Genomic DNA, 26,582 nt, shown 5'->3' with positions numbered 1-26,582 from the left:
TGTCATTCGCACGCCTCGGGCAGGGGGCTAAACTGCCGAAATGCGCACGAATCGTGTCCTGATCCTGGCCCTGTTGCTGGGCGCCGGCTTGCCCGTTGCAGCGCAGTGGGTGTGGCTGGAAGGCAAGGCCCGCAAGGTCTACAGCGATCGGCCGCCGCCCGCCCACATCGCAGACGCCGACATCCTGCAGCGCCCCAAGGGCAGCGTGTTGCGCCCCACCGCACCGGCGCCGGGCGCCACAGCCGCGACCTCGGCGGCCAGCGGCGCGGCGGTCCCCAAGCTCAGCGGGACCGACAAAGAGCTGCAAGAGCGCCGCGACCAGACAGAGCAGCAGGAAGCGGCCAAGAATAAGGCCGAGCAGGAGGCACAGGCCCGGGCTCGTGCCGACAACTGCGCCCGCGCCCGCCAGGCCAAGTCCAACTACGACTCAGGCGTCCGCATCGCGCGCACCAACGCGCAGGGCGAACGCGAGATCCTGGACGACGCGGCCCGCGCCAGTGAGACGCAACGCCTGCAAACCATCATCGCAAGCGACTGCAGCTGAGCTCTCAATACCCGGCTTTGGCACCGGGGCGCCGCTTGGCAAACAACCCCGCGCCGCGCGCACCCTGGTTGGCGAAACGCTCACGGCGCGCGTGCTTCGGGTCCACCAGCAGCGGCCGGTACAGCTCGACGCGGTCACCATCGTGCAGCCCCTGGTGCGGACCCGCCTTGCGTCCCCAGACACCGGCTGGCATGGCCGCGAGGTCGATCGAGGCGAAGCCGGGCAACGATTGGCACGCCCGCACGGCATCGATGAGCCGCGCGCCGGACGCCAACTGCAGCGTCGCCTCCACCACCTCGCGCGGGCCGGTGGCCACCGACACGGTGATGGCCATCGCAGTCATCAGCCGTACACCTGTTCGGCGCGCTTGACGAAGGCATCGACCAGGCTGCCAGCGATGCGGTCGAACACCGGGCCGACCACTGCTGCCAGCGCCATGCTGTTGAAGCCGTAGCGCAGCGCCAGTTCCACTTTGCAGGCGTTTTGCGAGCCGTCGCCCACGGCGCTGAACGACCAATCGCCCTGTAGCTGCGAGAACGGCCCCTTGACCAACTGCATGTGCACCTCGCGGTTCAACACATGGCGGTTGCGGGTCGTGAAGCTCTGGCGGATGCCCGCAAAGGAAATGCCGACTTCTGCGGTCATGCCGTCGTCGTGACGCTGCAGCACCGAGGCGCGGTCACACCACGGCAGGAACTGGGGGTATTGGTCAACCTGGGTCACGAGCGTGAACATCTGTTCGGCGCTGTACCAGATCAGAACGGACTTCTGGACGGTTTTCATAGAATCGAGGGCTCGTCAAATTGTAGACATGCCTTGCGGACCGGCTCCGCATCCCCATCTGGAGCCCCATGGCCAAGAAACCCGACGCCGCGACGCGCATTGCCGACAACAAGAAGGCCGCTTTCAACTACTTCTTCGAGGAGCGGTTCGAGGCCGGCATGGTGCTGGAAGGCTGGGAGGTCAAGGCCCTGCGCGAAGGCAAGGTGCAGTTGACCGATGGCTACGTGATCGTGCGCAATGGCGAGCTGTTCGTCGTGGGTTGCCAGATCAACCCGCTGAAGTCGGCCTCGACCCACGTCAACCCCGATGCCATCCGCACCAAGAAGCTGCTGCTGCACAAAGAGCAGATCAAGCGGCTGACTGGCAAGATCGAGCAGAAGGGCTACACGCTGGTGCCGCTGAACCTGCATTGGAAGGATGGCAAGGTCAAGTGCGAGATTGCGCTGGCCAAGGGCAAGGCCGAGCATGACAAGCGCGACACCATCAAGGACCGCGAAGGCAAGCGCGAGGTCGAGCGAGCCATGAAGTCGCGCAACCGCTGAGCGCCTGCGCGCCGCTGGCCGCGCGGCATCACAGATGTCCCACGACCGAGGGCGAAAATTCCAGCGTGCCGCTGGGCTTGCGGCCCTGCGTCCACTCCATCAGCATGGCGGCCGGCATGGGCCGCGCAAACAGATAGCCCTGCAGTTCATCGCAGCCCATGGCCAGCAGAATGTCGTGCTGCGCCGCAGTCTCCACGCCTTCGGCGACGACGCGCAGGCCCAGCGCATGCGACAGCTGGATCACAGCGTCCACCACCGCGCGCGCATCGCTGCTGGTCTCCAGATCCTGCACGAAGCTGCGGTCGATCTTCAGCTGGCGCGCCGGCAGCTGGCGCAGGTAGCTGAGACTCGAATACCCGGTGCCGAAATCGTCGATCGACAGAAACACGCCGATGCGCGCCAGGTCCTCGAAGGCGCGCTGCGTGGCCCGCATGTCCTCCATCGCCACCGATTCGGTGATCTCGCACAGCAGCTGTGAGGCCGGCACGTAGTGGCGCAGCAGCGCCTGCTCGATGCGGGTCACCAGGTCTGGCTCCCGCAGTTGGTGGACGGACAGATTGATCGACACCTTCATGCGCACGCCGGCATCGGCCCAGGCCTGCATCTGGCGGCAGACCTCGTCAATCACCCAATTGCCCAGCTTGCCGATCAGGCCGAAGCGCTCGGCCATCGGAATGAAGACGTCGGGCGGCACCATGCCCTGCTGCGGGTGGTTCCATCGCAGCAGCGCCTCCACACCGTGGATCTGGCCGCGCAGCCCGTCGACCTTGGGCTGGTAGTACAGCTCCAGTTCGCCGCGTTCGACGGCCTGGCGCAGATCGCTCTGCAGGCCCAGCTGTTCGCCGGGCTTGTGGTCCATGTACGACTCGAACAGCGCAAAGCCGTTGCCGCCGTTGCGCTTGGCCACATACATCGCGGCATCGGCGTTGGCCACCAGCTTGTCGCGCCGCCCCTGGTCCGGATAGACCACGACGCCGATCGAGCAGGCGATCTGCACATGGCGCCCGGCGATGTCGAACGGCGCCCCCAGCGCGGCCACCAGGCGGCCCGCCAGCGCCAGGCAGTCCACCACGCTTCCCGTGTCCTCCATCAGCAGCACGAACTCGTCGCCCCCCACGCGCGCGACGGTGTCGCTCTCGCGTGCCTCGCGTTGCAGCCGGGCGGCGGCCTCCTGCAGCACCTGGTCACCAGCCGAATGGCCGAACGAATCGTTGACCGGCTTGAAGCCGTCCAGGTCGATGAACAGCACGCCGATCTTTTCGGCCTTGCGCCCTCTGATGCGCTCGGCCGCGCGCTCGCCGCGCGACAGCGCGTGCTCCAGCCGGTCCTCGAACAACAGGCGGTTGGGCAGCCCGGTGAGTGGATCGGTGAAGGCCCGACGGTGCAACTCGTCGTTAGCCGACTGCAACTGTGCGTTGGCCTCCTGCAGCGACGTGGCCAGCCGTTGCGCACCGCGACGCACGCGGTTGTCGATGCTGGCCACGCCCAGCGTGAGCGCCAGCATCAGGGCACAGGCGGTCGCCACCGCGAAAGACAACTGCGGGCCCCCCAGCGCATCGGCGCTGCGGCACACCGCGTCCTGTGGGAAGCCCGCAGCGGCCATGCCGCTGTAGTGCATGCCGGCGATCGCCAGGCCCATGGCCAGCGCGGCCAACACTTGATAGAGCCCCCGGCGCAAGCCCTCGAACCTGCGCAGCCAGAAGAACAGTGACAGCGCCACCCCGGAGGCCGCCACCGCGATCACCGCCGAAGCCACCACCCAGCGCGCGTCCCACACGATGCCGGGCGCCATGTCCAGCGCCGCCATGCCGGTGTAGTGCATGGCGCAGATGCCCAGCCCCATCACGGCAGCGCCGCCCAGCACGCGCAGGCGCGCCAGCGTCTCCAAACTGGCGATGCCCAGTGCCGTGGCCGAGGTCAGCACGGCCGCCACCCAGGAGGCCAGGGTCAGCCCATAGGTGTAGCCCAATGCGATCGGCAGCGAGAACGCCAGCATGCCGATGAAGTGCATGGACCAGATGCCGGTGCCCATCACCAGCGAGCCGCCCAGCCACCAGTTGCGGGCGATGGTGCGGTCCGGCGTGCGGACGCGGCGGGCCAGATCGAGGGTGACGTAAGAGGCAAACGCTGCGATGAACAGCGAGCCAAGAACGCCCCAGGCGTTATACGAAGTCGGAAGAAAACTCATAGATCCACAGCTGCGCCAAGGTCCGCAAAAGGCCTGCCCGGGATCGCGCGGCGATTATTCACAAAAACGAACGAGTAACAGACATAAAACGATCTAAATCATGCGCGAATACAGGGCTTTGTGTGCGTTTGGTGCTCTGTATGTACGCTGTGGAACACAGCCAGCACGCCATTGCTGACCCGCGCCAGGGCTCCATAATCGCCCGCCATGTCGAACAGCCTGTCAGCGCCAGCGCCCAGTGGCGCCATCACCGATGTCCAGGGCATCGAGGTCGGCCACTTCAGTGACCGACGCCGCCCCACGGGCTGTAGCGTGGTGTTGGCGCGGGCCGGCGCCGTCGGTGGCGTGGACGTGCGCGGCGCAGCGCCCGGCACGCGCGAGACCGACCTGCTGGCTCCGGGCAACCTGGTCGAGCGCGTGCATGCGGTCATGCTGGCCGGCGGCAGTGCCTGGGGACTGGCCGCCGCCGACGGCGCCATGCGCTGGCTGGAAGAGCAAGGCGTAGGGCTGGACGTGCGCTACGGCACCTTGCCGCTGGTGCCTGCGGCCGTGTTGTTCGATCTGCCCCTGGGTGACGCCCGCATCCGCCCTGACGCCGCAGCCGGCTACGCCGCCTGTGCGGCGGCCAGCCGCTCGGCACCGGCGCAGGGCAACGTGGGCGCCGGCAGCGGCGCGATGGTCGGCAAAGTGTTCGGCGTCGGGCGTGCGATGAAGGGCGGCATCGGCACCGCGTCTGTCTGCGTCGATGGCGTGACTGTCGGTGCCCTGGTAGCCTGCAACGCCTTGGGCGACGTGGTCGACCCGCAGACTGGCCTGGTCATCGCCGGCGCGCGCAGCCCCGACGGCACTGCCCTGTGGGACACGCGCCGTGCCTTGCTGGCCGGCGAACTGCCGCGCCCGCTGCTGGCCGGCACCAACACCACGCTGGGCGTGATCGCCACCGACGCCGCGCTGACCAAGCCGCAGGCCCAGCGCCTGGCCCAGGCCGGCCACGATGGCCTGGCGCGCACCATCAACCCCGTCCACACGATGTCGGACGGCGACACCGTCTTCGCGCTGGCCACCGGTCTGGCCGAACGCCCCTCCCCCGGCATGATGGTGCTGGCCACGATGGCCGCCGAGGCCATGGCCCGCGCCGTGCTGCAGGCCGTCTGGGCCGCCCAGGCGTTGCAGTGCGGCACGCTGCACCTGCCTTGCGCGCGGGATTTCGCAGGCGCCACGCGCCGGCCCGGCTGATGGCCCGCAAACCAGCCTCGGCCGAGCGCCGCCGCGACGAGATCGGCCGTACCGTGCGCCTGTGGTTGCTGACCGTGCGCGACCTGCTGCTCTCGGCCGGGCCGTTGGCACTGCTGCCGGTGCTGCTGCTGGCGCTGGCCTATTGGTGGCTGGACCCGACACCGCCCACCCAGGTGCGGCTGGCCACCGGCCCGGCGCAGAGCGCCTACGCCGACTTCGGCCAGCGCTATGCCGCAGCCTTGCGAACCAACGGCATCACGGTGGAGCTGATCGAGACCGCGGGCGCCGCCGACAACCTGCGCCTGCTGCGCGAGGGCGAAGCCGACGTGGCGTTCGTGCGCGGCGGCACGGCCGACGCAGCGGCCGACGACGAAGCGCTGACGTCGCTGGGCAGCCTGTTCGTCGAGCCGCTGTGGCTGTTCTACCGCGAGCCGACGACCAAGAGCCGGCCAGACGCCGCGGTGACCACCTTGGCGGACCTGCGGCGTCTGCGCGTGAACGTCGACACCGCCGGCAGCGGCGTGCCCGCCCTGCTGACGCGTCTGCTGGACATCAACCGGATGGCGCCGGGCGACCTGCGGCTGTCGCACCTGGCGCACACGCCGGCCACGGTCGAATTCCTGGCCGGCCGGCTGGACGCGCTGGTCTTCGTCTCCGCGCCCGAATCGCTACTGGTGCAGATGCTGCTGCAGACGCCGGGCGTCAAGCTGATGGACTTCGTGCAGAGCGAGGCCTACGCACGGCGCCTGCCCTTCCTGTCGCCCGTGACGCTGCCGCGCGGCGTGGTGGACATCGCCTCCGACGTGCCGGCACGCGACGTGGAGCTGCTGGCGGCCACCACCTCGCTGCTGTCGCGCAAGGACACGCACCCCGCTCTGCGCCAACTGTTTGCCCAGAGTGCACAGCCCATCCATGGCGGCGCCGGCTGGTTCAACCGGGCGCGCGATTTTCCGAACACGCGCACCAGCGAACTGCCGGTCAGTGCCGAAGGCGAGCGCGCCATCAACGGCACGCCACCGTTCTGGCAACGTTATCTGCCGTTCTGGATCGGCAACCTGGTCGAGCGCATGTGGCTGGTGCTGGGCCTGGTACTGGCGGCCATGCTGCCGCTGTCGCGCATCGTGCCGCCGCTCTACGCCTTTCGGGTGCGCTCACGGGTGTTCCGCTGGTACGGGCGGCTGCGCGAGATCGAATCGCGCGCCGACTCTGGCGAAGGCGACCGCGACACGCTGCTGGCCGACCTCGCCGAACTCGACCGTGTGGTCAACAAGGTGGCCGTGCCGCTCTCCTACACGGAAGAACTCTACGCGCTGCGCAACAACATCCACGCCGTGCGCAAGCGCGTGCTGAGCCCGGCAACGGCTCCGGCCACCCAAGCGGACGGCGCCTAGAAACGAAAAGGCCCGTCGCAGGGACGGGCCAGATCAAGGTGCGCGAGGTGCGCGTAGTGCGCGAGGCGCGACTGTTACTTCAGCGCCTTGAACCGCATGCGCTTGGGCTTGGCGCCCTCTTCACCCAGGCGGCGCTTCTTGTCGGCCTCGTACTCCTGGTAATTGCCGTCGAAGAACACCCATTGCGAGTCGCCTTCGGCCGCCAGGATGTGCGTTGCGATGCGGTCCAGGAACCAACGGTCATGGCTGATGACCAGCACAGTGCCGGCGTATTCGAGCAACGCGTCTTCCAGTGCGCGCAGCGTTTCCACGTCCAGGTCGTTCGACGGTTCGTCGAGCATCAGCACATTGCCGCCCTGGATCAGCGTCTTGGCCAGGTGCAGACGCCCGCGCTCGCCGCCCGACAGGTTGCCGACCTTCTTCTGCTGGTCCTGCCCGTTGAAGTTGAAGCGGCCTGCGTACGCGCGGCTGGCCATCTGGAACTTGCCGACGTTGATGATGTCAAGGCCGTTGGAAATGTCTTCCCAGACAGTCTTGCTGTCGGCCAGTGCGTCGCGGTGCTGGTCGACGAAGGCCATCTTGACGGTCTGCCCGACGATGACTTCGCCGCTGTCCGGCTTCTCTTTGCCGGCAATCAGCTTGAACAGCGTGGACTTGCCGGCGCCGTTGGGGCCGATGATGCCGACGATGGCGCCAGGTGGCACGATGAAGTTGAGCTTGTCGATCAGCAGCCGGTCACCAAAGCTCTTGCTGACGTCCTTGAATTCGAAGACCTGCTGACCCAGGCGCTCGGCCACGGGAATGAAGATCTCGTTGGTCTCGTTGCGCTTCTGGTAGTCGACGTCCGACAGCTCCTCGAAGCGCGCCAGCCGCGCCTTGCTTTTGGCCTGACGCGCCTTGGGGTTCTGGCGCGACCATTCCAGCTCCTTCTTCAAGGCCTTGGCATGGGCTTCCTCGCCCTTTTGCTCTTGCGCCAGGCGCTCGCCTTTCTGCTCCAGCCAGGTGCTGTAGTTGCCCTTCCATGGGATGCCACGGCCGCGGTCCAGCTCCAGAATCCACTCGGCCGCGTTGTCCAGAAAGTAGCGGTCGTGGGTGATGGCCACGACGGTGCCGGTGAACCGCTGCAGGAACACTTCCAGCCACTCGACGGACTCTGCGTCCAGGTGGTTGGTAGGCTCGTCGAGCAGCAGCATGTCCGGCTTGGACAGCAAGAGCTTGCACAGCGCCACGCGGCGCTTTTCACCACCGGACAGCAGGCCGACCTTGGCGTCCCATGGCGGCAGGCGCAGCGCGTCGGCCGCGATCTCGATCTGGTGCTCCGAATCGGTGCCGGCGGCAGCGATCACCGCTTCCAGCTGGCCCTGTTCGGCCGCAAGCGCGTCGAAGTCCGCGTCTTCTTCGGCGTAGGCTGCGTAGATCTCTTCCAGCCGGGCCTTGGCGGCATTGACCTCGCCCATGGCCTCATCGATGGCCTGGCGTACGGTGTGCTCGGGATTGAGCTTGGGCTCCTGCTCCAGGTAGCCGATCGACAGGCCGGCCATGGGCGTGGCCTCGCCTTCGATCTCGGTGTCGACACCGGCCATGATCTTCAGCAGCGAAGACTTGCCCGAGCCATTCAGGCCCAGCACGCCGATCTTGGCGCCAGGGAAAAAGGAGAGAGATATGTCCTTCAAGATCTGCCGTTTGGGCGGCACGGTCTTGGAGACGCGGTTCATGGTGTAGACGTACTGGGCCATGCGAATGGATCCTGCGGTTGGGGAGCCTGCCGAAGCCGGCGCGGCGAAGAGAAAACAGCGGCCGGGGCACCCGGCGGTGAAGGGATTATCCCAGCATGCGACAATGCGCCCTGTCGTGGGCCTCCAGCCGGCCTCGACACCAGCACTTCGCTGGCGACTCCCGCCCACGCTCTGTGGCGCGTCGGGTCTCATTCCTCAAGCAATGTCTGCCTAAGACTGGTCCGATGGCCCTCCATCGCGACAGGCCGATCTCCTAGCGCCCGGACGGGCGCCCAACTGTCGTTCAATGAAATTCGAAGAACTGAACCTGGCTCCGGCCATCCTCAAAGCCGTGCATGAGCAAGGCTACGAAACCCCCACCGCGATCCAGGCCCAGGCCATCCCGGTCGTCCTGGAAGGCCGAGATCTGCTCGGCGGTGCCCAGACCGGCACCGGCAAGACCGCCGCTTTCGTGCTGCCGATGCTGCAGCGCCTCTCGCAAACCGAAGCCCCCCGCAACAAGTTCAACGGCAAGGGCATCCGCGCCCTGGTGTTGACGCCCACGCGTGAACTCGCCGCCCAGGTCGAGGAATCCGTCCAGACCTACGGCAAGTACCTGGACCTGACCTCCACCGTCGTCTTCGGCGGTGTCGGCATGAACCCGCAGATCAGCAAGGTCAAGCAAGGCGTGGACATTCTGGTGGCCACCCCCGGCCGCCTGCTGGACCTGCTGCAGCAAGGCGTGCTGGACCTGGGCCAGGTGCAGATCCTGGTGCTGGACGAAGCCGACCGCATGCTGGACATGGGCTTCATCCACGACGTCAAGAAGGTGCTGGCCGTGGTGCCCAAGGCCAAGCAGAGCCTGCTCTTCTCAGCCACCTTCAGCGATGAGATCCGCGATCTGGCCGCCACGCTGCTGCGTGACCCGCAATCCATCCAGGTCACGCCGCGCAACACCACGGTGCAGCGCATCACGCAGGTGATCCACCCGGTGGGCCGCGCGAAGAAAAAGGCCCTGCTGCTGCACATCATCAGCGAGCACAACTGGAGCCAGGTGCTGGTGTTCACGCGCACCAAGTTCGGCGCCAACCATGTGGCTGAGTACCTGAACAAGAACGGCGTGACGGCCATGGCGCTGCACGGCAACAAGAGCCAGGGCGCGCGCACACAGGCACTGTCGGGCTTCAAGACCGGTGAAGTCCGGGCCCTGGTGGCGACCGACATCGCGGCCCGCGGCATCGACATCGACGAGTTGCCGCACGTCGTCAACTACGAAATCCCCAACGTCAGCGAAGACTACGTGCACCGCATCGGCCGCACCGGCCGCGCCGGCGCTAGCGGTGAAGCCATCAACCTCGTCTGCATGGACGAAGAAGGCTTCATGCAGGACATCGAAGACTTCACCAAGCAGCGCATTCCCGTGCAGGTGATCGATGGCTTCGGCCCCGACGCCGGCGAAAAGGGCGAGCCCATCGCCATGGGTCGACAGACCCTGTGGGGCGGTGCCGGCAAGCCGCCGAGCCGCGAGGTCATGGCCGCTGCAGCCAAGGCCGCGCGCGGCGAGATGATGCAACGCATGCGCGAGACCAAGGGTGAGAGCGGTGGTGGTGGCGGTGGTGGTGGCGGCCGTCAGGGCGCAGGCCGCAGCGGCGGTGGCGGCGGTGGCGCACGCAGTGGCGGTGGCGGTGGCGGTCAGCCGCGTCACCAGCCGGCCCGCCCGGCCAGCGGCGGCGCCGGTGCTCGCCACGGCGGCGGCGGCGGTGGTGGTGGTGGCGGCTACGGTGGTGGTGGCCACGGTGGTGGTGGCCACAGCCATGGCCAGCCAGATCCGATGCGCACGTCCACACTGGGCGGCCGCAGCAACGCAGCCCCTCGCAGCACGGGCGGCGGTGCAGGTGGTGCCGGTGGTCAGCCCGACCCGATGCGCACCAGCGTGGACAGCATGGCAGCCGGTCGCGGCCGCAGCTTCGGCGGCAACCGCAGTGGCGGCGGTGGCGGTGGTGGTGGCGGCGGCCGTGGTGGCCACGGCGGCCAGCGCAGCGGTGGTGGTGGTGGTGGCGGCTACGGCCGCTGAAGCAGCCAGCGTGCGGGGGTCACAGGTTGGCGCCCGCAGCTGCGATTGAGAGCGCGCTTCGGCACGCAAAGAGAAGCCACCGCATGCGGTGGCTTTTTTTGCGTCCGGTCCGCCCGTGGCGGCTCAAGTCCGCACGAACAAGGTCCGAAGCGGCTCGTCCCCGACCTGCCGGCTCCAATGCCCGTGCACGCTCGCGTCGAAGGTGGCGCCGGCCGGCAGCACATCGTTCGAATAGAACACCTCACCGGGGCCGAACACGCGTGTGCTGCCGTCCTGCAGGCCGATCTCCATCTGCCCGCTCAGGATCACCAGCCACTGCGGCGTGACGGTCACATGGAACTGGCTGCGAAAGCCGACCGGGCTCTCGCGAAACTGGTAGCCGTCGCTGGCCTTCAGCGCCGACAACATGGCCTGCGGCGTGCCCTCGGCCAGCGGCACTTCTTCGTCCTTGAAGCGCGCGCGCCCATCGGTGTCGGTGAAGAGCACAGTCGTGCGGAGTTGCGTCATGGTCGTCGTCCTTGAAAAGCGGCGAGTATCGCGCGCGGTATAACCCCGCCATGCCTTCCACTGCCCCTATCCAACCCCGCCTCGGCCTGCTGGCCATCGACTGGGGCACCAGTTCGTTGCGCGGCGCGCTGCTGGCCGCTGACGGCCAGGTGCTGCACGAGCGCGCCTTTCCCCGCGGCATCCTGACGGTGCCGGCCGGCGGCTTCGAGGCCGTGCTGGACGAGCACTACGGCGACTGGCGAGAGCCCGGCCGGCTGACCCTGGTGAGCGGCATGGCCGGCAGCCGGCAAGGCTGGATCGAAGCGCCCTACTGCCCCTGCCCGGCCGGCTTTGCTGAACTCGGCGCGCGCCTGGCCTGGGTGGACACCGCCCGCCCCGCGATGCCGGTGGCGATCGTGCCCGGTCTCAGCACCGAAGACGGCGGCACGCCCGATGTCATGCGCGGCGAAGAGGTGCAGATCTTCGGCGCGATGCAGCTGGCCGGCTTGCGCGAGGGCCAGTTCGTGCTGCCTGGCACCCACAGCAAGTGGGCCCGGGTGGACGACGGCCGGGTGACGCACTTTCGCAGCTTCATGACCGGTGAGTTCTATGCGCTGCTGAGCCAGCACTCCATCCTCGCGCGCACGCTGCAGGCCGATGCGCCGTTCGAGCAGGATGCCTTCGTGCAAGGCGTGCGCCGCGCGCGCGGCGCCGGTGGCCTGCTGCACCACGCGTTCAGCGCGCGCACGCTGTCGCTGTTCGACCGGCTCTCGGCCGCAGCGCTGGCCAGCTATCTGTCGGGCCTGGTGATCGGCGCCGAACTGCGAGGTGCCGCGCCCACCGCGGGTGAGCGCGTGGTGCTGATCGGCTCGCAGACCCTGACCGAACGCTACGCGCTGGCGCTGCAGGTGCACGAGGTGCCGACCCTCGCACTCGGCGCGCAAGCCACCTGGGCCGGCCTGCACGCGCTGGCCCGCACCCTCAACGAACAGGACATTGCATGAACGCCGCTTCCCACCTTCGCGCCGCCATGGCCCGCCTGCCGCTGGTCGCCATCCTGCGCGGCCTGACGCCGGCCGAGGCACCCGCCATCGGCCAGGCGCTGACGGGCGCCGGTTTCGCCATGCTCGAAGTGCCGCTGAACTCGCCCCAGCCGCTGGACAGCATCGCCCAGCTGGCGGCGGCCCACCCCGGCGCGCTCGTCGGGGCCGGCACCGTGCTCAGCGCTGCCCAGGTGCGCGAGGTGCAGGCCGCTGGCGGGCGCCTGATCGTGTCGCCCAATTTCGAAGCCGAGGTGGTGCGCGAGGCCGCCCGGCTGGACATGGTCTGCCTGCCCGGCATCCTGACGCCGACCGAGGCGTTCGGCGCGCTGGCCGCTGGCGCCCATGGCCTGAAGCTGTTCCCTGCGGAGATGGCCTCGCCCAGCGTGGTCAAGGCCATGCTGGCGGTGCTGCCCGCCGGCACGGCGCTGCTGCCGGTGGGCGGCGTGACGGCAGAGAACATTGCGGTGTGGCGCGACGCTGGCGCGGCAGGCTGCGGCATCGGCTCGGCGCTGTACAAGCCCGGCAAGGCGGCTGCCGCGGTGCAGCGCGATGCGGCGGCCTTCGCGGCCGCCTGGCAGGCCCCACAGGCCGCCTGGCAGGCCCCACAGGCCGCCTGATGGCGCCGGCGCCGGGCTGCTAGCGCCCGACCGCCGGGCTCGTCACGCCCCGGTCGGTCAGCAACTGTTCCAACGCCTCGGCCGGCACCGGTCGGCTGAAGAAGTAGCCCTGGTAGGCATGGCAGCCCTCGCGGGCGAGAAAGTCACGCTGCTCGGCGGTCTCCACCCCCTCGGCGATCACACCCAGGCCCAGGCTGCTGGCCAGCGCGATCACGGTGCGGGCGATCGCGGCATCGTTCGCATCGGTCAGCACATCGCGCACGAACGACTGGTCGATCTTCAGCTGGTCCAGCGGCAGCTTCTTCAGGTAGGTCAGCGACGAATAGCCGGTGCCGAAATCGTCCAGCGCGAAGCGCACGCCCATGTCCTTGAGCGCCGCCATCTTCGAGACGATGGCCGCCATGTCGTCCACCAGCACACTTTCGGTGAGCTCCAGCTTCAGGCGCCCGGGGTCGGCCCCTGTCAGCTCGAGCACGCTGCGCACCTGGCGCACGAATTCGGCGTGGCGAAACTGCCGCGCGCTCACATTCACCGCCATGGTCAGGGCGCAGGCCCCGGGCCGCTCGCGCCAGGAGGCCAACAGCGTGCAGGCGATCTCCAGCACGCGGTGGCCCAGCAGCAGGATCATGCCGGTCTCCTCGGCCAGCGGGATGAAGTCGGCCGGCGACACCATGCCGCGCTGCGGGTGCTGCCAGCGCACCAGTGCCTCCACGCCGGTGATGCGTCCGGCACCGTCCACCTGTGGCTGGTAGTGCAGCAGGAATTCGCGCTGCACGAAGGCCTGGCGCAGATCGCCTTCCAGCGCCGCGCGGGCCGTCACTGCCGCCTGCAGCCCGGGATCGAAAAACCGCAGCGTGTGCCGGCCCGCGCTCTTGGCCTGGTACATGGCGATGTCGGCCTGCTTGAGCAACTCACCCACGCTCTCGGTGCCCGGGCCGAAGCTCGCCACGCCCATGCTGGCCGTGCTCAGGTGCTCATAGCCCTCCAGCCGATAGGGCTCGGCCAGCGTGTTCAGGATCTTCTCGCCGATCCGGCGTGCGTGGCCGCCGACCTCCTCCGCCGAGCCGGCCAGCTCCTCCAGCACGATCACGAACTCGTCGCCGCCCAGGCGGGCCACGGTGTCCATCTCGCGCACGCAAGAGACCAAGCGCATCGCCACATGCTGCAGCAGCATGTCGCCCTTGTCGTGGCCCAGCGTGTCGTTCAGCGTCTTGAAGTTGTCCAGGTCGATGCACAGCAGCGCGCCACTGCTGCCGTGGCGCTGGCTGGACGCCAGGGCCTTTTGCAGCCGGTCCTGCAGCAGCTGACGGTTGGGCAGGCTGGTCAGGGCGTCGTAGAACGCCAGCTTCTGGATCTTGGCCTCGGCCGCCTTGCGCTGCGTGATGTCGGTATCGATCATCAGCACCGATTGCGGCGCGCCCTGATCGTCGCGCACCAGGGTCCAACGCGCCTCCACCAGCACCGGGCTGCCATGCTTGCGCCGCCGCGCGACCTCGCCCGTCCACTCGCCGCTGGCCAGCAGTTGCGCACGGGCGTGGCGGGCGGTGGCGCCGTCATCGGCCAGCAGTGCTGAGACCGGCTGGCCCATGACCTCGGCCGCCTCCCAGCCGTACAGGCGTTCGGCGCTCTTGTTCCAATACACCACCCGGTCGGCGATGTCGCTCACCACGATGGCATCGCGCGCCTTGTCCAGCAGCGAGGCCTGGTGGCGGCTGCGCTCGTCGGCATGGCGCCGGTCCAGTTCCGCGGCCACCCGCACCGCGAAGATGCGCAGCGTGGACATCAGGAACGCGCGCTCGGCCAGTGGCTCGGAGAACGCCACCAGCACGAAGCCGGTGGTGCGGCCCGCGCCATCCTGCAGCGCATGGCCGGCGTAGACCTGGGCGCCGATGCCACTCAGCAGCGCACAGGGCGCGTACTCCTCGCGCACCCCGTCCTCGACGATCCAGCGGCCCTCGTCCAGCAGCTTCGCCAGCCGCGTGCCCTGCAGCGGTGCGTCGAAATTGCGGCGCACCTGGCCGTGCACCACCGCGCCCAGGGCCCGCGCCACCAGCGGTTCTTCCTGCGCCAGCGTGGCGATGAACCCGGCTTGCGCGCCGAGGGCATCGGCCATGTTGCGTGCCAGCTGCTCGAAGAACTCGGTGCCTGTGCTGGCGGACACCGCCGCCGCCACCTTCAGCATGGCGTTCTGGATGCGCTGCTGCGTCTCCTGGGTGCGGCGCTGCTGTTCGCGCGCACGCAGCGTCACCAGGCCAAAGGCCAGGTCGTCCGCCAGCGCCCGCAGCAACGCCACCTCGTCCGCGCTCGGCGACGCCACCTCCGCCAGGTACAGGTAGAACAGGCCGAAGGTGCGCTCGCCGTCGCGCAGCGGCAGGCACACCACACCGTAGAAGCAGTGCTCGATCGCGCGCGCCGCCCAGGGCGCAAAGATCGGATCGCGCCGCACATCCTCCACGATCACCAACTCGCCGCTGCGGATGGTCAGCCCCGCAGGCCCCAGGCCATGGGGCACCTGGTCGGACCAGCTCAGCAAGAAATCATCATGCAGGTAGTTGCCCACATCGCCGACGCTGGCCACGGGTTCGATGCGCCGTTGCTCGTCGTCGTGGGCAAAACCGGCCCAGGCCATGCGGTAGCCGCCGATGTCCACGGCGATGCGGCACAGCTCCTGCAGCAAGGCGTTTTCGGAGCTGGCACGCACCACGCTCTCGTTGCAGGCAGACAGCATGTGCTGCGCCCGGCTGACGCGCACCAGGTCGCGTTCGGCGCGCAGCCGCTTGGTGATGTCGGTGCAGCGGATCAGACGCGCAACGCGGTCGTCGAACTCAATCGTTGCGCCGGAAGCCTCGACGTCGAACAGCTCGCCGTCCTTGGTTCGATGGCGCAACTGCAGATCGCCAAAACGCGCGCCGGGCTGCGGCTCACGCCCGGCCGTCTCGCCCGGCGCCAGCAGGTCGGGCAGGGACATGGCCAGCAGTTCGGACTCGCTGTAGCCATAGCGTTCGGCCGCCGAAGCGTTGGCCGCGATGATGCGCAGGTTGCCGCGGTCGGCCACGAACATGGGCTGGGGGTTGCGGTCGAAGAGCAGGCGGTACTTGGCCTCGGACGTGCGCAGCTTGGCGTTCATGCGGTGCCGGTCGATGGTCACGCCCACCGATTCACCCAGCAACTGCAGATTGCCGACGTCGCGGTCGTAGAAGGCATGCGGCGCGGCGTAGGCCGCCACCAGCACGCCCACCATCTTGTCGCCCGAGCGCAGCGGCGCCATCACCAGGCCGCGCGCACCGATACGGCGGGCGAGCTGACGGTCGACACGGCTGTCCTGCTCGATGTCCTCGCACGCCATCACGCGGCGCTCGGCCAAGGTTCGGCCCAGCATGGTCTCGGCCGGCAGACTGCGCTTGCCGATGAAGGGCGCCATCAACCCGCTGCCGGCCCGTACCACCAGCGAGCCGTCGTCCTCCAGCAGCTCCAGCGCGCAACCGTCGGCGCTCGTCAGCGCCGGTGTGCGCTGCACCACGGTGGCCAGCAGCGTGGGCAGGTCCAGTTCGAGCGAGGCCATCTCCTGCTGCAGGCGAGAGATTGCGACACGGTCGTCGACGGTGCGCCGGATCTCCTGCCGCACGCGGGTGTGCTGCGCCATGTCCAGGCGCCCTGCCATCTCGCGAAAGCGGGCCTCGCAGGCGCGGACAGCGCCCTGCAGCGCGGCGTCATCGGCGGACGGGCCGAGTGCGAGCAGCAAGGGCGCGAGCAGCCAGTCGAATTCGGGATCGGGTGGATGCGCCTGTCCCGATGGCGATGCGCCTGCAGCTGCGGGCAGATCGGGGGGAGACGTGGTCACGTAGGAGGATGCTGACACACGGCCCTGCCGTGCTTGCGGCCGGCGCCGCCGCGCGTCGGCCAGCGGCGGCCGGCCATCCCCTGCGGCTGGCGGCGCGCCGCCAGGCAGGTGAAGGGCCGCGATTCAGGCTGCAGCGGCGCGCACCGGCTGGGCCAGCCGGGCCTCGCGGATCGGCAAGTGGATCAGCGCCGCGCCCACCGCCAGTGCGATGTCCAGCAGCCACATGGCATCGAAACTGCCGGTCGCCGCGAACACCTGCCCGCCCAGCCAGGCGCCCAGAAAGCCGCCGACCTGGTGCGCCAGCATCAACAGGCCGAACAGCAGCGCCATGTTGCCGGTGCCGAAAAACTTGGCCACCAGCCCGGCGGTGGGCGCCACGGTCGACAGAAAGGTCAGCCCCATGAAGGCCGAGAACAGCAGCATCACCGGCCCCGTCTTGGGCGCCAGCAGGAACAGCACGATGGCCAGCGCGCGCAGCGCATAGACGAGCGCCAACAGCGACTTCATGCGCCAGCGGCCCACCGCCCAGCCCATGCCCACGCTACCGACGATGTTGAACAGGCCGATCATGGCCAGCGACCAGGCGCCCCACTCTGCCGGCAACCCGCAGGCCGCCACCACGCCGGGCAGGTGCGTGGCGAGGAAGGCGACGTGGAAGCCGCAGACCACGAAGCCGGCCGCCAGCAGCCGGTAGCTGCGGTCCGCGAACGCCACGCGCATCGCATCCATGTTGCCCAAGGGCCGGGCGGCTGCCGCGGCCGCAGGCGATGCGGCCGCAGCAGACGCGCTGCCGCGCAACGCCCACACGGCCGGCAAGGCCAGCAACACCATCAGCCCCAGCGCCTGCATGGCACTTGCCCAGCCCAAACCAAGCATCAAGGCGGCGGCCAGCGGCGCCATCACGAACTGGCCGAACGAGCCACCGGCATTGACGATCCCGGTGGCCAGGCCGCGCTGTGCGGGCGCCGTCATGCGCGTGACGGCGGCCATCAGCACCGCCGGCCCCGCCATGCCAGCGCCGCCGGCGGACAGCACGCCGATGGCGAAGATCAGCCCTGCGGTGCTGGTCATCCAGGGTGTCAGGACGGTGCCCAGCGCCACCAGCACGATGCCGGTCGCCAGCACGCGGCCGGTGCCGACCTTGTCGGCGATTGCGCCGGCGAACGGCTGGGTCAACCCCCACCACAGCTGGCCGAACGCGAACGCCAGGCTGATGCTGGGCAGGCCCAGGCCGGTGGCCGTGTTGAGCGGCCCCAGGAACAGCCCCATGGTCTGGCGCGTGCCCATGGTCAGCGCGAAGGTGCCGGCTGCGGCCAGCAGGATCAGCCACAGCGCGCGCGACGGCGTGGCGGAGGCGGGGGCGGGTTCAGACGGCATCGGTCTCTTCCTCTACAGGAACGGGTGCCAGCAAGGCCAACGATTCCTGGATCAGGCTGTGCAGCGCCACCACCCGCTCGACCCCCAGCAGGCGGTTCAGCTCCAGCTGCGCGTGCTTCCACATCGCCTTGGCCTCGGCGCGCTTGGCACGGCCGGCCTCGGTGATGGCCACCAGGCGGCTGCGCCCGTCCGCACCCGGGCCCAGCGTCAGCAGGCCAGCGGCCACCAAGGGCTTGAGGTTGCGCGTGAGTGTGGACGCCTGCAGCCCCAGCGTGCGCGCCAGCGCCCCCGGCTGCAGCGGCCCCAGCTTGTCGACCGCCGTCAGCAGCGAGAACTGCGTGGTCTTGAGGCCGGCGCGGGCAAGCTCGACGTCATAGTGCTGCGCGACCCTGCGCATCAACTGGCGCAGTTGCATGTTGGTGCAACCCTGGGGCTGAGGGCTGTTGCGCGGTCGGGTGCTCATGGATTATGATTGTAGCTACAACCTTTGTAATTGCAATCAAAAGGACGATGCGATGAGCGCAGAAGAAACCCGGGAGCGTTGGACGCGCGAAGTGCAGGACGTGGTGGCCCGCATGCGCGCAGGCGGTGGGGCGGCCGGCCTGGCTCGGCCCGAGCACGTGGCCGGCAAGAGCGGCCTGGAGGTGATGCAAGCCATGCTGGCCGGCGAGCTTCCCTACCCCCACATCGCCGATACGCTGGATTTCGCTCTGGTGGAAGTGGGCCCAGGCACCGCGATCTTTCAGGGCACACCCCAGCTCAAGCATTACAACCCCCTGGGCTCGGTGCACGGCGGCTGGTACGCCACGTTGCTCGATTCGGCGCTGGGCTGCGCCGTCCACACCAGCCTGCCGGCCGGTAGCGGCTACACCACGGCCGAGCTGGGGGTGAACATCGTGCGTGCCGCGTCCAGCAAGACCGGCCCGCTGCGCGCCATCGGCAAGGTGATCCACGTCGGCCGCCAGATGGCCACAGCCGAGGCCCGCATCGTGGGCCCGGACGACAAGCTGTACGCCCACGCCACCACCACCTGCCTGGTCTTTGCGCAGCGCTGAAGCACAATCAGCCGATGCGACTTCTCCACACGATGCTGCGCGTTGGCAATCTCCAGCGCTCGATTGATTTCTACACCCAGGTGCTCGGCATGAAACTGCTGCGCACCAGCGAGAACCCCGAGTACAAGTACTCGCTCGCCTTCGTCGGCTACGGCAACAACCCCGACCACGCCGAGATCGAGTTGACCTACAACCACGGCGTGGACCACTACGAGATGGGCACCGCCTACGGCCACATCGCGTTGGGCGTACCCGATGCGGCCGCGGCCTGCGAGCGCATCAAGACGAGTGGCGGCAACGTCACGCGCGAGGCCGGCCCGGTCAAGGGCGGCACCACGGTGATCGCCTTCGTGACCGATCCCGACGGCTACAAGATCGAGCTCATCCAGCGCGCAGAAGGTGGCAGCGGCGGCGGTCTGCGCTGAGCGCTTGAGAGGCACTCGCTTCTGATGCGCCGGCCGCGCACGGCCCTCAATCGACAGCAGCGCCCGAGCTTTTGACGATCCGGGCCCACTTGGCCAGGTCGTCCTGCAACAGCGCGCTGAACTGGGCCGGCGAAGTGGGCGGCGCGATCTCCACGCCCTGTTGGGTCAGCTTGTCACGCAGGTCGGTCGCGGCCAGCGCTTTGCGCATGCCCTCCTCCAGCGTCGTTTGCACCGCAGCGGGCACGCCGGTCGGCGCGAACAGGCCGATCCACAGCGTGCCGTCATAGCCGGGCACAGCCTCGGCGATGGCCGGCACGTTCGGCAATGCCGGCGATCGCTTGGCGCCGCTGACGGCGATGGCGCGCAGCTTGCCGCCCTGGATGTGGGCGAGCGCCGACGGCAGGCTGGCAAAGAGCATGGGCAGCTGACCACCCATCACATCGTTCATGGCCGGGGCCACTCCCTTGTAGGGCACGTGCTGCAGCTTCAGGCCAGCCATGCTGTTGAGCATCTCGCCCAGCAGGTGGTTGAGCGTGCCGTTACCGGCCGAGGCGTACTGGTAGTCGGCCTGGCTCTTGCGCGCCAGCGCCAGGAACTCAGCCAGGTTCTGCGCCGGGAACGTGGGGTTCACCAGCAACACGTTGGGCACCGCGCCGACCAGGCCGATCGGCACGAAGTCTCTGACCGGGTCGAAGCCCGGGTTCTTGTACAGCGAGGGGTTGATGGCCTGGCTGCTGCTGATCGTCATCAGCAGCGTGTAGCCATCCTTGGGGCCGCGCGCCACGTGCTGCGTGCCGATGTTGCCGCCGGCACCCGGCCGGTTGTCCACCACGGCCGTGCCGCCCAGCACTTCGGCCAGCTTCTGGCCCACCAGGCGGCCCACGATGTCGTTGGTGCCGCCCGCGGCCTGCGGCACGACCAGCGTGATGGGGCGGCCGGGATAGGGGGCTGGCTGCGCGGCCACGGGGGCGGCCAGCAGCACAGACAAGGCGATGGCCAAGGCGTGGCGACGATCGGGGTGCGGCAGGTGCATGGGTACTCTCCAAAAAAAAGCCACCGCGAAGGCGCTGTGGCAGGAGAAGACATCATCGCGCCGGCCACGCTGGCGCGCCATCGGTGCATGCGCCACCGGTAGGACCGCAGGGCCAATCGGGGGCGGCCAAGCCTCCAGAAAACGAGCGCGCAGCGGCCGGACGGCCACCGTGCGCAGGATCTACCGCTGAAGCTGGCTGGCAGCGCGCGCCAGCTGTTCGATGCGACCCCAGTCGCCCGCCACGATGGCGTCGTTCGGCACGATCCACGAACCGCCGACGCACGCCACGTTGGACAGCGCCAGAAATTCCGGCGCGTTGCCCACCGTCACGCCGCCCGTGGGGCAGAACGTGACTTCGCCGAACGGGCCCTGCCAGGCCTTCAGCATGGCCATGCCGCCGGCCTGCATCGCGGGGAAGAACTTCAGCTCGGTCAGCCCATCTTCCTGCGCCATCATGATTTCACTGCCGGTGGCCACACCGGGCAGCAGCGGAAAGCCGGCGTCTCGGCAGGCCTGGCCAACCTTGCTGGTGTACCCAGGGCTCACGCCGAAGCGTGCGCCGGCCATGGCGGCGGCCTGTGCGTCGGCGGCGCTGCGGATGGTGCCGGCGCCGGCCACGGCATCGGGGACGTGCTTGGCGATCTGTTCGATACAGGCCAGGGCCTGCGGCGTGCGCAGCGTCACCTCCAGCATGCGGATGCCGCCGGCCAGCAGCGCGCGCGCCAACGGCACGGCGTGGGCCACATCGTGCAGCACGATGACCGGGATGACCGGCGCATCGCGCATCACGTCCAGAGAAGTCAGGGGGGTGTTCACAGCCATGTCGTCGCTCCTTCTTCGGCCGCGGCGGCGTTGCGCCGCATGCCAGCAAACAAATCTCGTCCCAGGCCCAGGTTGTTGGCCACACGCAGGGCCTCGGGCATGGTGTCGGCGGTGCGGGCGTCCCACTCGGCCTGCGGCACCAGCGCCTGCAGCGTGCCGGCGGGCGCGTCCAGCCGCACGATGTCGCCGTTGCGCAGCTTGGCCAACGGGCCACCGGCAGCCGCTTCCGGTGACAGGTGGATGGCGGCCGGTACCTTGCCCGACGCGCCGCTCATGCGACCGTCGGTCACCAGCGCCACCTTGAAGCCCCGGCCCTGCAACACCGCCAGCGGCGGCGTGAGCTTGTGCAGCTCGGGCATGCCATTGGCCTGCGGGCCTTGCCAGCGCACGACGCAGACCAGGTCGCGTTGCATCTCGCCGGCCGAGAACGCCTTCTGCAGCTCCTCCTGCGATTCGAAGATGCGGGCCGGCGCCTCGATCACGTGGCGGTCGTCGGGCACCGACGACACCTTGATCACGCTGCGGCCCAGGTTGCCCTGCAGCAGCTTCAAGCCACCGGTGGCGCTGAACGGCGCGGTGGCGCTGCGCACGATGGCCTCGTCCTTCGACGGGCCGGGCGGCGCCCACCCCAGCGCTTCGCCCTGCAGCACGGGCACATGGGTGTAGTCGCGGATGCCGCCGGCGCGGACGGTCAGCACGTCCTCGTGCATGAGACCGGCATCCAGCAACTCGCGGATCACGAAACCCGGGCCGCCTGCATCCTGGAACTGGTTCACATCGGCACTGCCGTTCGGGTAGACGCGTGAGAGCAGTGGCACGACTTCGGAGAGCGCGGCGAAATCGTCCCAGTCGATGGTGATGCCGGCTGCACGCGCCACCGCCACCCAGTGGATCAGGTGGTTGGTCGAGCCACCGGTGGCCAGCAGCGCGACCATGGCGTTCACGATGGCGCGCTCGTCGACGAGCAGCCCGATGGGCGGGCACTTGAAGGCCGCGGTGTTGCCAGCAATGGCGCTGCCATGGCCCAGCACGGTGCGGGCGGCTTCGCGCGTGAGCTCGGTGCGCAGCGCCTCGCCCGGTTGCACGAAGGCCGTGCCCGGCACATGCAGGCCCATGGCTTCCAGCAGCATCTGGTTGCTGTTGGCCGTGCCGTAGAAAGTGCAGGTGCCGGCAGAGTGGTAGGCAGCTGACTCTGCCTCCAGCAATTCCTTGCGGCCCACCAGGCCCTGGGCCGCCTGCTCGCGCACCTTGGCCTTGGCGTTGTTGGACAGGCCCGAGGGCATGGGGCCGGCCGGCACGAACACCGTGGGCAGGTGGCCGAAATGCAGCGCGCCGATCAACAGGCCGGGCACGATCTTGTCGCACACGCCCAGCATCAGCGCGCCATCGAACATGTCGTGCGTGAGCGAGACGGCGGTGGCCATGGCGATCACGTCGCGGCTGAACAGCGACAGCTCCATGCCGGGCAGGCCTTGCGTGACGCCATCGCACATGGCGGGCACGCCGCCGGCCACCTGCGCCGTGGCGCCGAACTTGCGCACCTCCTCCTTGACCAGATCGGGGTAGTGCTGCAGCGGCTGGTGGGCCGACAGCATGTCGTTGTAGGCATTGACGATGCCGATGTTGGGCGCGCGCTCGGCCACGACCTTGAACTTGTCGTTGGACGGCATGGCGGCAAAGGCGTGCGCCACGTTGGCGCAGCCCATGCGGTCGGAGCCGCGGGTGCGGCTGGCGGTGGCCTGCAGCCGCTCCAGGTAGGCGCTGCGACCGGGCGCACTGCGGGCCTTGATGCGGTCTGTGACGTGTTGGACGGTGGCGTGGGTCTTCATCGTGGTGGCCTCGCTCGGCAAGTGGGACCACGCGTGGGCACGCCCGATCGCGGCGCCTGGTGGCCTCGATGATGCTAACCGCGAACCCGTGTGATCCAGGCCTGCAGGGTTACGAGCAGGTTACGAAACCAGCAGCGCCGCCGGCCGGCGCGCACGCCCTCCGCCATGGCTTAGAGTGGCAGCCGTGACACCGCCTGCGCCCCCTTCACTGCCGCCCCCGCTGCGCGATCCCGTGCCCATGCTGGAGCGCGCACGCCAGCAATGGGGCGGCCAGAGCGACCTGTGGATCTTCGGCTATGGCTCGCTGATCTGGCGCCCGGAGTTCGACCATATCGAGCACCGCCCCGCCCGCGTGCACGGCTGGCACCGGGCGCTGAAGATGTGGAGCCGCATCAACCGTGGCACGCCCGAATGCCCGGGCCTGGTGTTCGCGCTACTGTCGGGCGGCAGCTGCCAGGGCGTGGTGTTCCGCGTGCCGCGCGCCGACGGCCATGCCGTGCTGGAGCGGCTGTGGGAGCGCGAGATGATGACCGGCGTGTACGACCCGCGCTGGCTGGACTGCGCCACGCCGCACGGCCCGGTGCGCGCGCTGGCGTTCACGCTGTCGCGCAACAGCCCCAACTTCACGCGCGTGCTGACCGACGACGACTACCGCCGCGTGTTCGCGCAGTCGTGCGGCCGCTACGGCACGACGCTGGACTACGCGCAACAGACCTACGACGGCCTGAAGCGCCATCAGATCCACGACAAGGCGCTGGGGCGGCTGCTCAGGCTGGCCGGCTGAGCCACAGCTGCTCGGCCCGCGCCAGATCGTCCAGCGTGTCGATATCGGTCACGCAGCCGGCATCGTCCAGCACCAGTTCCAGCACCTGCCCGGCCCGCTTGCGCGCCTGCACGATGGCAGCGGCGCCCGCCTCACCGGTGAGCGCCAGCAGCTCGTCCCGGCAAACACGTGAGAAGCCGACCGGGTGGCCGCGCACGCCGTCGTGCGTGGGCAGCACCACAGCCGCCTGCGCCAAAGCCGCCGCCACCAAACGCAGGGAAGCCGGAGCAACCAGCGGCAGATCGCCCGGCAACACCAGCCAGCCCCCTGCTCCCTGCGTGGCCCGCACCGCCGCTGCGATGGAGTCGCCCATGCCCGGATGCCCCGCGTCCTCCAGATGCCAGGCCAGCCCGCTGGCGCGCACCGCGTCCAGCGTGTGCGCAAGCACCGGCTTGCCGGCCAGCAGCGCCTGCAACTTGTGCACTTGCCCACCCGAAGCCCGAAAGCGCTCGCCCCGGCCCGAGGCCAGCACCAGCACGACAGGTGCCCCCGGCATCGCCTTCAAGCCAGCTTGAACGGCAGCTCGCGCAGTGGCTTGCCCGTCAGCCGCGCCAGCGCATTGGCGAACGCGGGGGCCAGCGGCGGCAGGCCCGGCTCGCCCATGCCGGTGGGCGCATCGGCACTGGGCACGATGTGCACGGCGATCTTGGGCATGTCGGTAATGCGCGGGACGGCGAAATCACCGAAGTTGCTCTGCTCCACCACGCCGTCCTTCAGCGTGATGGCCGCGCCCGGCAGGCACATCGACAAGCCCATCAGCGCTGCGCCCTGGATCTGCGCCTCCACGCTCTTGGGGTTCACCGCCAGGTTGCAGTGCACGCCGGCCGTGACCTGGTGCAGCTTGGGCGTGCCGCTCTCGATGGACGCCTCGACCACGTAGGCCACGACCGAGCTGAACGACTCGTGCACGGCCACGCCCCAGGCGCGGCCTGCAGCCAGCGTGCGCTTGCCATAGCCCGAGCGGTCGACCGCCAGTTGCAGGGCGGCGCGGTGGCGCGCGCTCTTCTCGTCCATCAGCGCCATGCGGTAGGCCACCGGGTCTTGCTTGGTCGTGCGCGCGATCTCGTCGATCAGCGTCTCCATGACGTAGGCCGTGTGCGTGGACCCCACGCTGCGCCACCACAGCACCGGCACGTTCACCTTCGGGTGGTGGGCGGACAGGCGCATGGGCAGCGCGTAGGGCTCGCGCATGCCTTCGACCATGGTGGTGTCCACACCGTCCTTGACCATCGCGCCCTCGAAAAAGGTGCCGGCCAGGATGGACTGGCCGACGATCACATGGTCCCAGGCCAGCACCTTGCCCTGCGCGTCGAAGCCGATCTCGGCGCGGTGCAGGTGCATGGGCCGGTAGTAGCCGCCACGGATGTCGTCCTCGCGGCTCCACAGCGTCTGGATGGGCGCGTCGATACCTGCGGCCTGCGCAGCCTTGGCGATGGTGCAGGCCTCGACCACATAGTCGCTGGTCGGCAGGCCGCGACGGCCGAAGCCACCGCCGGCCATCTGCACCTCGATCGCCAGGTTCTCGGGCTTGATGCCCAGCACGCGCACGGCGGCGGCGGCCTCCAGGCCCGGCATCTGCGTGCCGACCCAGAGCTTGGCCTTGGCGTCGGCGCCGCGGCCCGTCAACTGCACGGTGCAATTCAGCGGCTCCATCGGCGCATGGGCCAGGTAGGGGAAGACGAACTCCGCGCTGATCTTGTGCGGTGCCTTGGCCAGGCCCGACACATCGGCGTCGAATTTCAAGTTGCCGGTCTTGCCCGCCAGCGCCCGGTAGCTGGCCAGCTGCGCGGCGCTGTCGACCTTCTCGACGCCGGCGTCGCTCCACTGCAGCTTCAGCGCATCGCGGCCCTGCTTGGCCGCCCAGTAGCCGGTGGCCACCACGGCGACGCCCTCGCCGCCGTCGTGCAGCGGCACGCGCAGCACGGCCTTCACGCCGGGCACGGCCCGGGCAGCGGCATCGTCCAACGATGCAATCTTCCCCTTGAACACGGGCGGGTGCTGGCACACCGCCGTCAGCATGCCAGGCACGCGCACGTCGATGCCGAAGGACTGCTGGCCGCTGGACTTGGCGGCGGCGTCGAGCCGGCCCGTGGGCTGGCCGATCAGCTTGAAGTTCTTCGGCACTTTCAACGTCACCTGGGCGGGCACCGGCAGCGCCATGGCGGCCTCGGCCAGCGCGCCGTACGCGAGACGCTTGCCGCCTGGGCCGATGACCACGCCGCGCTCGGTCGCAAGCGATGCAACAGGCACGCCCCACTGCGCGGCCGCAGCCTGGACCAGCATGGCCCGCGTGCGCGCGCCCAGCTCGCGGTACTGGGTGTAGGAATGCTTGATGGCCGTGGAGCCACCGGTGAGGTGCATGCCGAACGCGGGGTCGGCATAAGCCTGGGCCGCATCACCGTGCGTGGCGCGCACCTTCGCCCAATCGGCGTCAAGCTCTTCGGCCAGCACCATGGCCAGGCCGGTGTGCGTGCCCTGGCCGAATTCGAGGCGGTTCACGGTAACGGTGACGATGCCGTCCTTCGCAATGTTCACGAACGCGGCGGGTTGTTGCGCAGGCTTCAAGCCCGGCGCGGCGGCGGCACCCTGCGCGTCGGCCAGCAGCGGAAAGACGCCCAGCGCGAAGCCGGTGGCGGCGCTGATCTTCAGGAAGCTGCGGCGCGGCACGCCATCGGTGTGCGCGACGGTGTCGAGCCGTCGGTCCAGCGCGGGCGGCAGCATGGCGCGCAGTTGTTCGGTGGTGGTGTTCTGCAAATGC

23 protein-coding genes are annotated in these 26,582 nt (G+C 69.2%); 10 read left to right on the top strand and 13 right to left on the bottom strand.

Going from position 1 to position 26,582, the window contains the following annotated elements; genetic code table 11:
- Nucleotides 1-40: 40 nt before the first annotated feature.
- A complete protein-coding gene (locus AC099J_RS14765; RefSeq protein ID WP_479616029.1) occupies nt 41-544 on the top strand; it encodes a DUF4124 domain-containing protein in 504 nt (167 codons plus the stop codon).
- A 4-nt stretch (nt 545-548) separates the two neighbouring features.
- Here the strand turns inward: AC099J_RS14765 and AC099J_RS14760 are convergent, their stop codons facing one another.
- Together AC099J_RS14760 and AC099J_RS14755 are read right to left on the bottom strand one after the other, a co-directional pair.
- The gene (locus tag AC099J_RS14760) at nt 549-887 is read right to left on the bottom strand and encodes an RnfH family protein (protein ID WP_479616028.1); all 339 of its coding nucleotides are present in this window, start codon (nt 885-887) and stop codon (nt 549-551) included.
- Nucleotides 887-1,327: a type II toxin-antitoxin system RatA family toxin gene (locus AC099J_RS14755; RefSeq protein ID WP_479616027.1), complete on the bottom strand. Its 441-nt coding sequence runs from the start codon at nt 1,325-1,327 to the stop codon at nt 887-889. Before AC099J_RS14755 ends, AC099J_RS14760 begins: the two co-directional genes overlap by 1 nt.
- Before the next feature lie 68 nt (nt 1,328-1,395).
- Here AC099J_RS14755 and smpB point away from each other — a divergent pair, with 68 nt between their 5' ends.
- Nucleotides 1,396-1,869 (top strand): SsrA-binding protein SmpB, encoded by a 474-nt coding sequence (gene smpB / locus AC099J_RS14750; protein WP_479616026.1) that lies wholly within the window; start codon nt 1,396-1,398, stop codon nt 1,867-1,869.
- Nucleotides 1,870-1,897: 28 nt separating this feature from the next.
- On the opposite strand, the gene AC099J_RS14745 is transcribed toward smpB, so the two are convergent.
- Nucleotides 1,898-4,057: a putative bifunctional diguanylate cyclase/phosphodiesterase gene (locus AC099J_RS14745; protein WP_479616025.1), complete on the bottom strand. Its 2,160-nt coding sequence runs from the start codon at nt 4,055-4,057 to the stop codon at nt 1,898-1,900.
- Between the two features lie 207 nt (nt 4,058-4,264).
- On the opposite strand from AC099J_RS14745, the gene AC099J_RS14740 reads away from it, so the two are divergent.
- Nucleotides 4,265-5,293 carry a P1 family peptidase gene (locus AC099J_RS14740; protein WP_479616024.1) on the top strand — a complete coding sequence of 343 codons (1,029 nt, stop codon included), beginning with the start codon at nt 4,265-4,267 and terminating at the stop codon, nt 5,291-5,293.
- Nucleotides 5,293-6,684: a TAXI family TRAP transporter solute-binding subunit gene (locus AC099J_RS14735; RefSeq protein WP_479616023.1), complete on the top strand. Its 1,392-nt coding sequence runs from the start codon at nt 5,293-5,295 to the stop codon at nt 6,682-6,684. The genes AC099J_RS14740 and AC099J_RS14735 overlap by 1 nt, the downstream gene beginning before the upstream one ends.
- 74 nt (nt 6,685-6,758) lie before the next feature.
- Here AC099J_RS14735 and ettA read toward each other — a convergent pair whose 3' ends face one another.
- Complete coding sequence (ettA, locus tag AC099J_RS14730) at nt 6,759-8,420, bottom strand: energy-dependent translational throttle protein EttA (RefSeq protein ID WP_479616022.1); 1,662 nt, start codon at nt 8,418-8,420, stop codon at nt 6,759-6,761.
- 286 nt (nt 8,421-8,706) lie between these two features.
- Here ettA and AC099J_RS14725 point away from each other — a divergent pair, with 286 nt between their 5' ends.
- Nucleotides 8,707-10,473: a DEAD/DEAH box helicase gene (locus AC099J_RS14725; protein WP_479616021.1), complete on the top strand. Its 1,767-nt coding sequence runs from the start codon at nt 8,707-8,709 to the stop codon at nt 10,471-10,473.
- Nucleotides 10,474-10,596: 123 nt separating this feature from the next.
- Here the strand turns inward: AC099J_RS14725 and AC099J_RS14720 are convergent, their stop codons facing one another.
- The gene (locus tag AC099J_RS14720) at nt 10,597-10,980 is read right to left on the bottom strand and encodes a cupin domain-containing protein (RefSeq protein ID WP_479616020.1); all 384 of its coding nucleotides are present in this window, start codon (nt 10,978-10,980) and stop codon (nt 10,597-10,599) included.
- Nucleotides 10,981-11,030: 50 nt separating this feature from the next.
- Here AC099J_RS14720 and AC099J_RS14715 point away from each other — a divergent pair, with 50 nt between their 5' ends.
- On the top strand, nt 11,031-11,963 hold the full coding sequence (locus tag AC099J_RS14715) for a 2-dehydro-3-deoxygalactonokinase (protein WP_479616019.1): 933 nt from the start codon (nt 11,031-11,033) through the stop codon (nt 11,961-11,963).
- Entirely contained in the window at nt 11,960-12,619 is a 660-nt protein-coding gene (locus AC099J_RS14710; RefSeq protein ID WP_479616018.1) for a 2-dehydro-3-deoxy-6-phosphogalactonate aldolase, read from the top strand. Before AC099J_RS14715 ends, AC099J_RS14710 begins: the two co-directional genes overlap by 4 nt.
- A gap of 19 nt (nt 12,620-12,638) precedes the next feature.
- Here AC099J_RS14710 and AC099J_RS14705 read toward each other — a convergent pair whose 3' ends face one another.
- From AC099J_RS14705 to AC099J_RS14695, 3 genes are all read right to left on the bottom strand, one after another.
- Entirely contained in the window at nt 12,639-16,460 is a 3,822-nt protein-coding gene (locus AC099J_RS14705) for an EAL domain-containing protein (protein WP_479616017.1), read from the bottom strand.
- A 123-nt stretch (nt 16,461-16,583) separates the two neighbouring features.
- Nucleotides 16,584-17,837, bottom strand: coding sequence for an MFS transporter (locus tag AC099J_RS14700; RefSeq protein WP_479616016.1), 1,254 nt, complete (start codon nt 17,835-17,837; stop codon nt 16,584-16,586).
- Nucleotides 17,827-18,300 (bottom strand): MarR family winged helix-turn-helix transcriptional regulator, encoded by a 474-nt coding sequence (locus tag AC099J_RS14695; protein WP_479616015.1) that lies wholly within the window; start codon nt 18,298-18,300, stop codon nt 17,827-17,829. Before AC099J_RS14695 ends, AC099J_RS14700 begins: the two co-directional genes overlap by 11 nt.
- Nucleotides 18,301-18,352: 52 nt before the next feature.
- Here AC099J_RS14695 and AC099J_RS14690 point away from each other — a divergent pair, with 52 nt between their 5' ends.
- Both AC099J_RS14690 and gloA read left to right on the top strand, forming a co-directional pair.
- Entirely contained in the window at nt 18,353-18,892 is a 540-nt protein-coding gene (locus tag AC099J_RS14690) for a PaaI family thioesterase (protein ID WP_479616014.1), read from the top strand.
- A gap of 14 nt (nt 18,893-18,906) precedes the next feature.
- Nucleotides 18,907-19,317, top strand: coding sequence for a lactoylglutathione lyase (gene gloA, locus AC099J_RS14685; RefSeq protein WP_479616013.1), 411 nt, complete (start codon nt 18,907-18,909; stop codon nt 19,315-19,317).
- A gap of 46 nt (nt 19,318-19,363) precedes the next feature.
- Here the strand turns inward: gloA and AC099J_RS14680 are convergent, their stop codons facing one another.
- The 3 genes from AC099J_RS14680 to edd all read right to left on the bottom strand — a co-directional run bounded on the left by AC099J_RS14680 (nt 19,364) and on the right by edd (nt 23,001).
- Nucleotides 19,364-20,350, bottom strand: a complete 987-nt coding sequence (locus AC099J_RS14680) for a tripartite tricarboxylate transporter substrate binding protein (protein WP_479616012.1) — start codon at nt 20,348-20,350, stop codon at nt 19,364-19,366.
- A 180-nt stretch (nt 20,351-20,530) separates the two neighbouring features.
- Complete coding sequence (eda, locus tag AC099J_RS14675; protein WP_479616011.1) at nt 20,531-21,172, bottom strand: bifunctional 4-hydroxy-2-oxoglutarate aldolase/2-dehydro-3-deoxy-phosphogluconate aldolase; 642 nt, start codon at nt 21,170-21,172, stop codon at nt 20,531-20,533.
- Nucleotides 21,163-23,001 carry a phosphogluconate dehydratase gene (gene edd, locus AC099J_RS14670; RefSeq protein WP_479616010.1) on the bottom strand — a complete coding sequence of 613 codons (1,839 nt, stop codon included), beginning with the start codon at nt 22,999-23,001 and terminating at the stop codon, nt 21,163-21,165. The genes eda and edd overlap by 10 nt, the downstream gene beginning before the upstream one ends.
- Before the next feature lie 238 nt (nt 23,002-23,239).
- Here edd and AC099J_RS14665 point away from each other — a divergent pair, with 238 nt between their 5' ends.
- Nucleotides 23,240-23,785 carry a gamma-glutamylcyclotransferase gene (locus tag AC099J_RS14665; protein ID WP_479616297.1) on the top strand — a complete coding sequence of 182 codons (546 nt, stop codon included), beginning with the start codon at nt 23,240-23,242 and terminating at the stop codon, nt 23,783-23,785.
- Here AC099J_RS14665 and AC099J_RS14660 read toward each other — a convergent pair.
- Nucleotides 23,769-24,320, bottom strand: a complete 552-nt coding sequence (locus AC099J_RS14660) for a nucleotidyltransferase family protein (protein WP_479616009.1) — start codon at nt 24,318-24,320, stop codon at nt 23,769-23,771. The genes AC099J_RS14665 and AC099J_RS14660 overlap by 17 nt on opposite strands.
- Before the next feature lie 5 nt (nt 24,321-24,325).
- Nucleotides 24,326-26,545: a xanthine dehydrogenase family protein molybdopterin-binding subunit gene (locus AC099J_RS14655; protein WP_479616296.1), complete on the bottom strand. Its 2,220-nt coding sequence runs from the start codon at nt 26,543-26,545 to the stop codon at nt 24,326-24,328.
- Nucleotides 26,546-26,582 lie beyond the last annotated feature (37 nt).

The organism is Rhodoferax sp. RT4P68 (genome assembly GCF_056521305.1).
The sequence above is the reverse complement of the archived record's forward strand: the minus strand, read 5'-3'. Positions and strand labels throughout refer to the sequence as shown.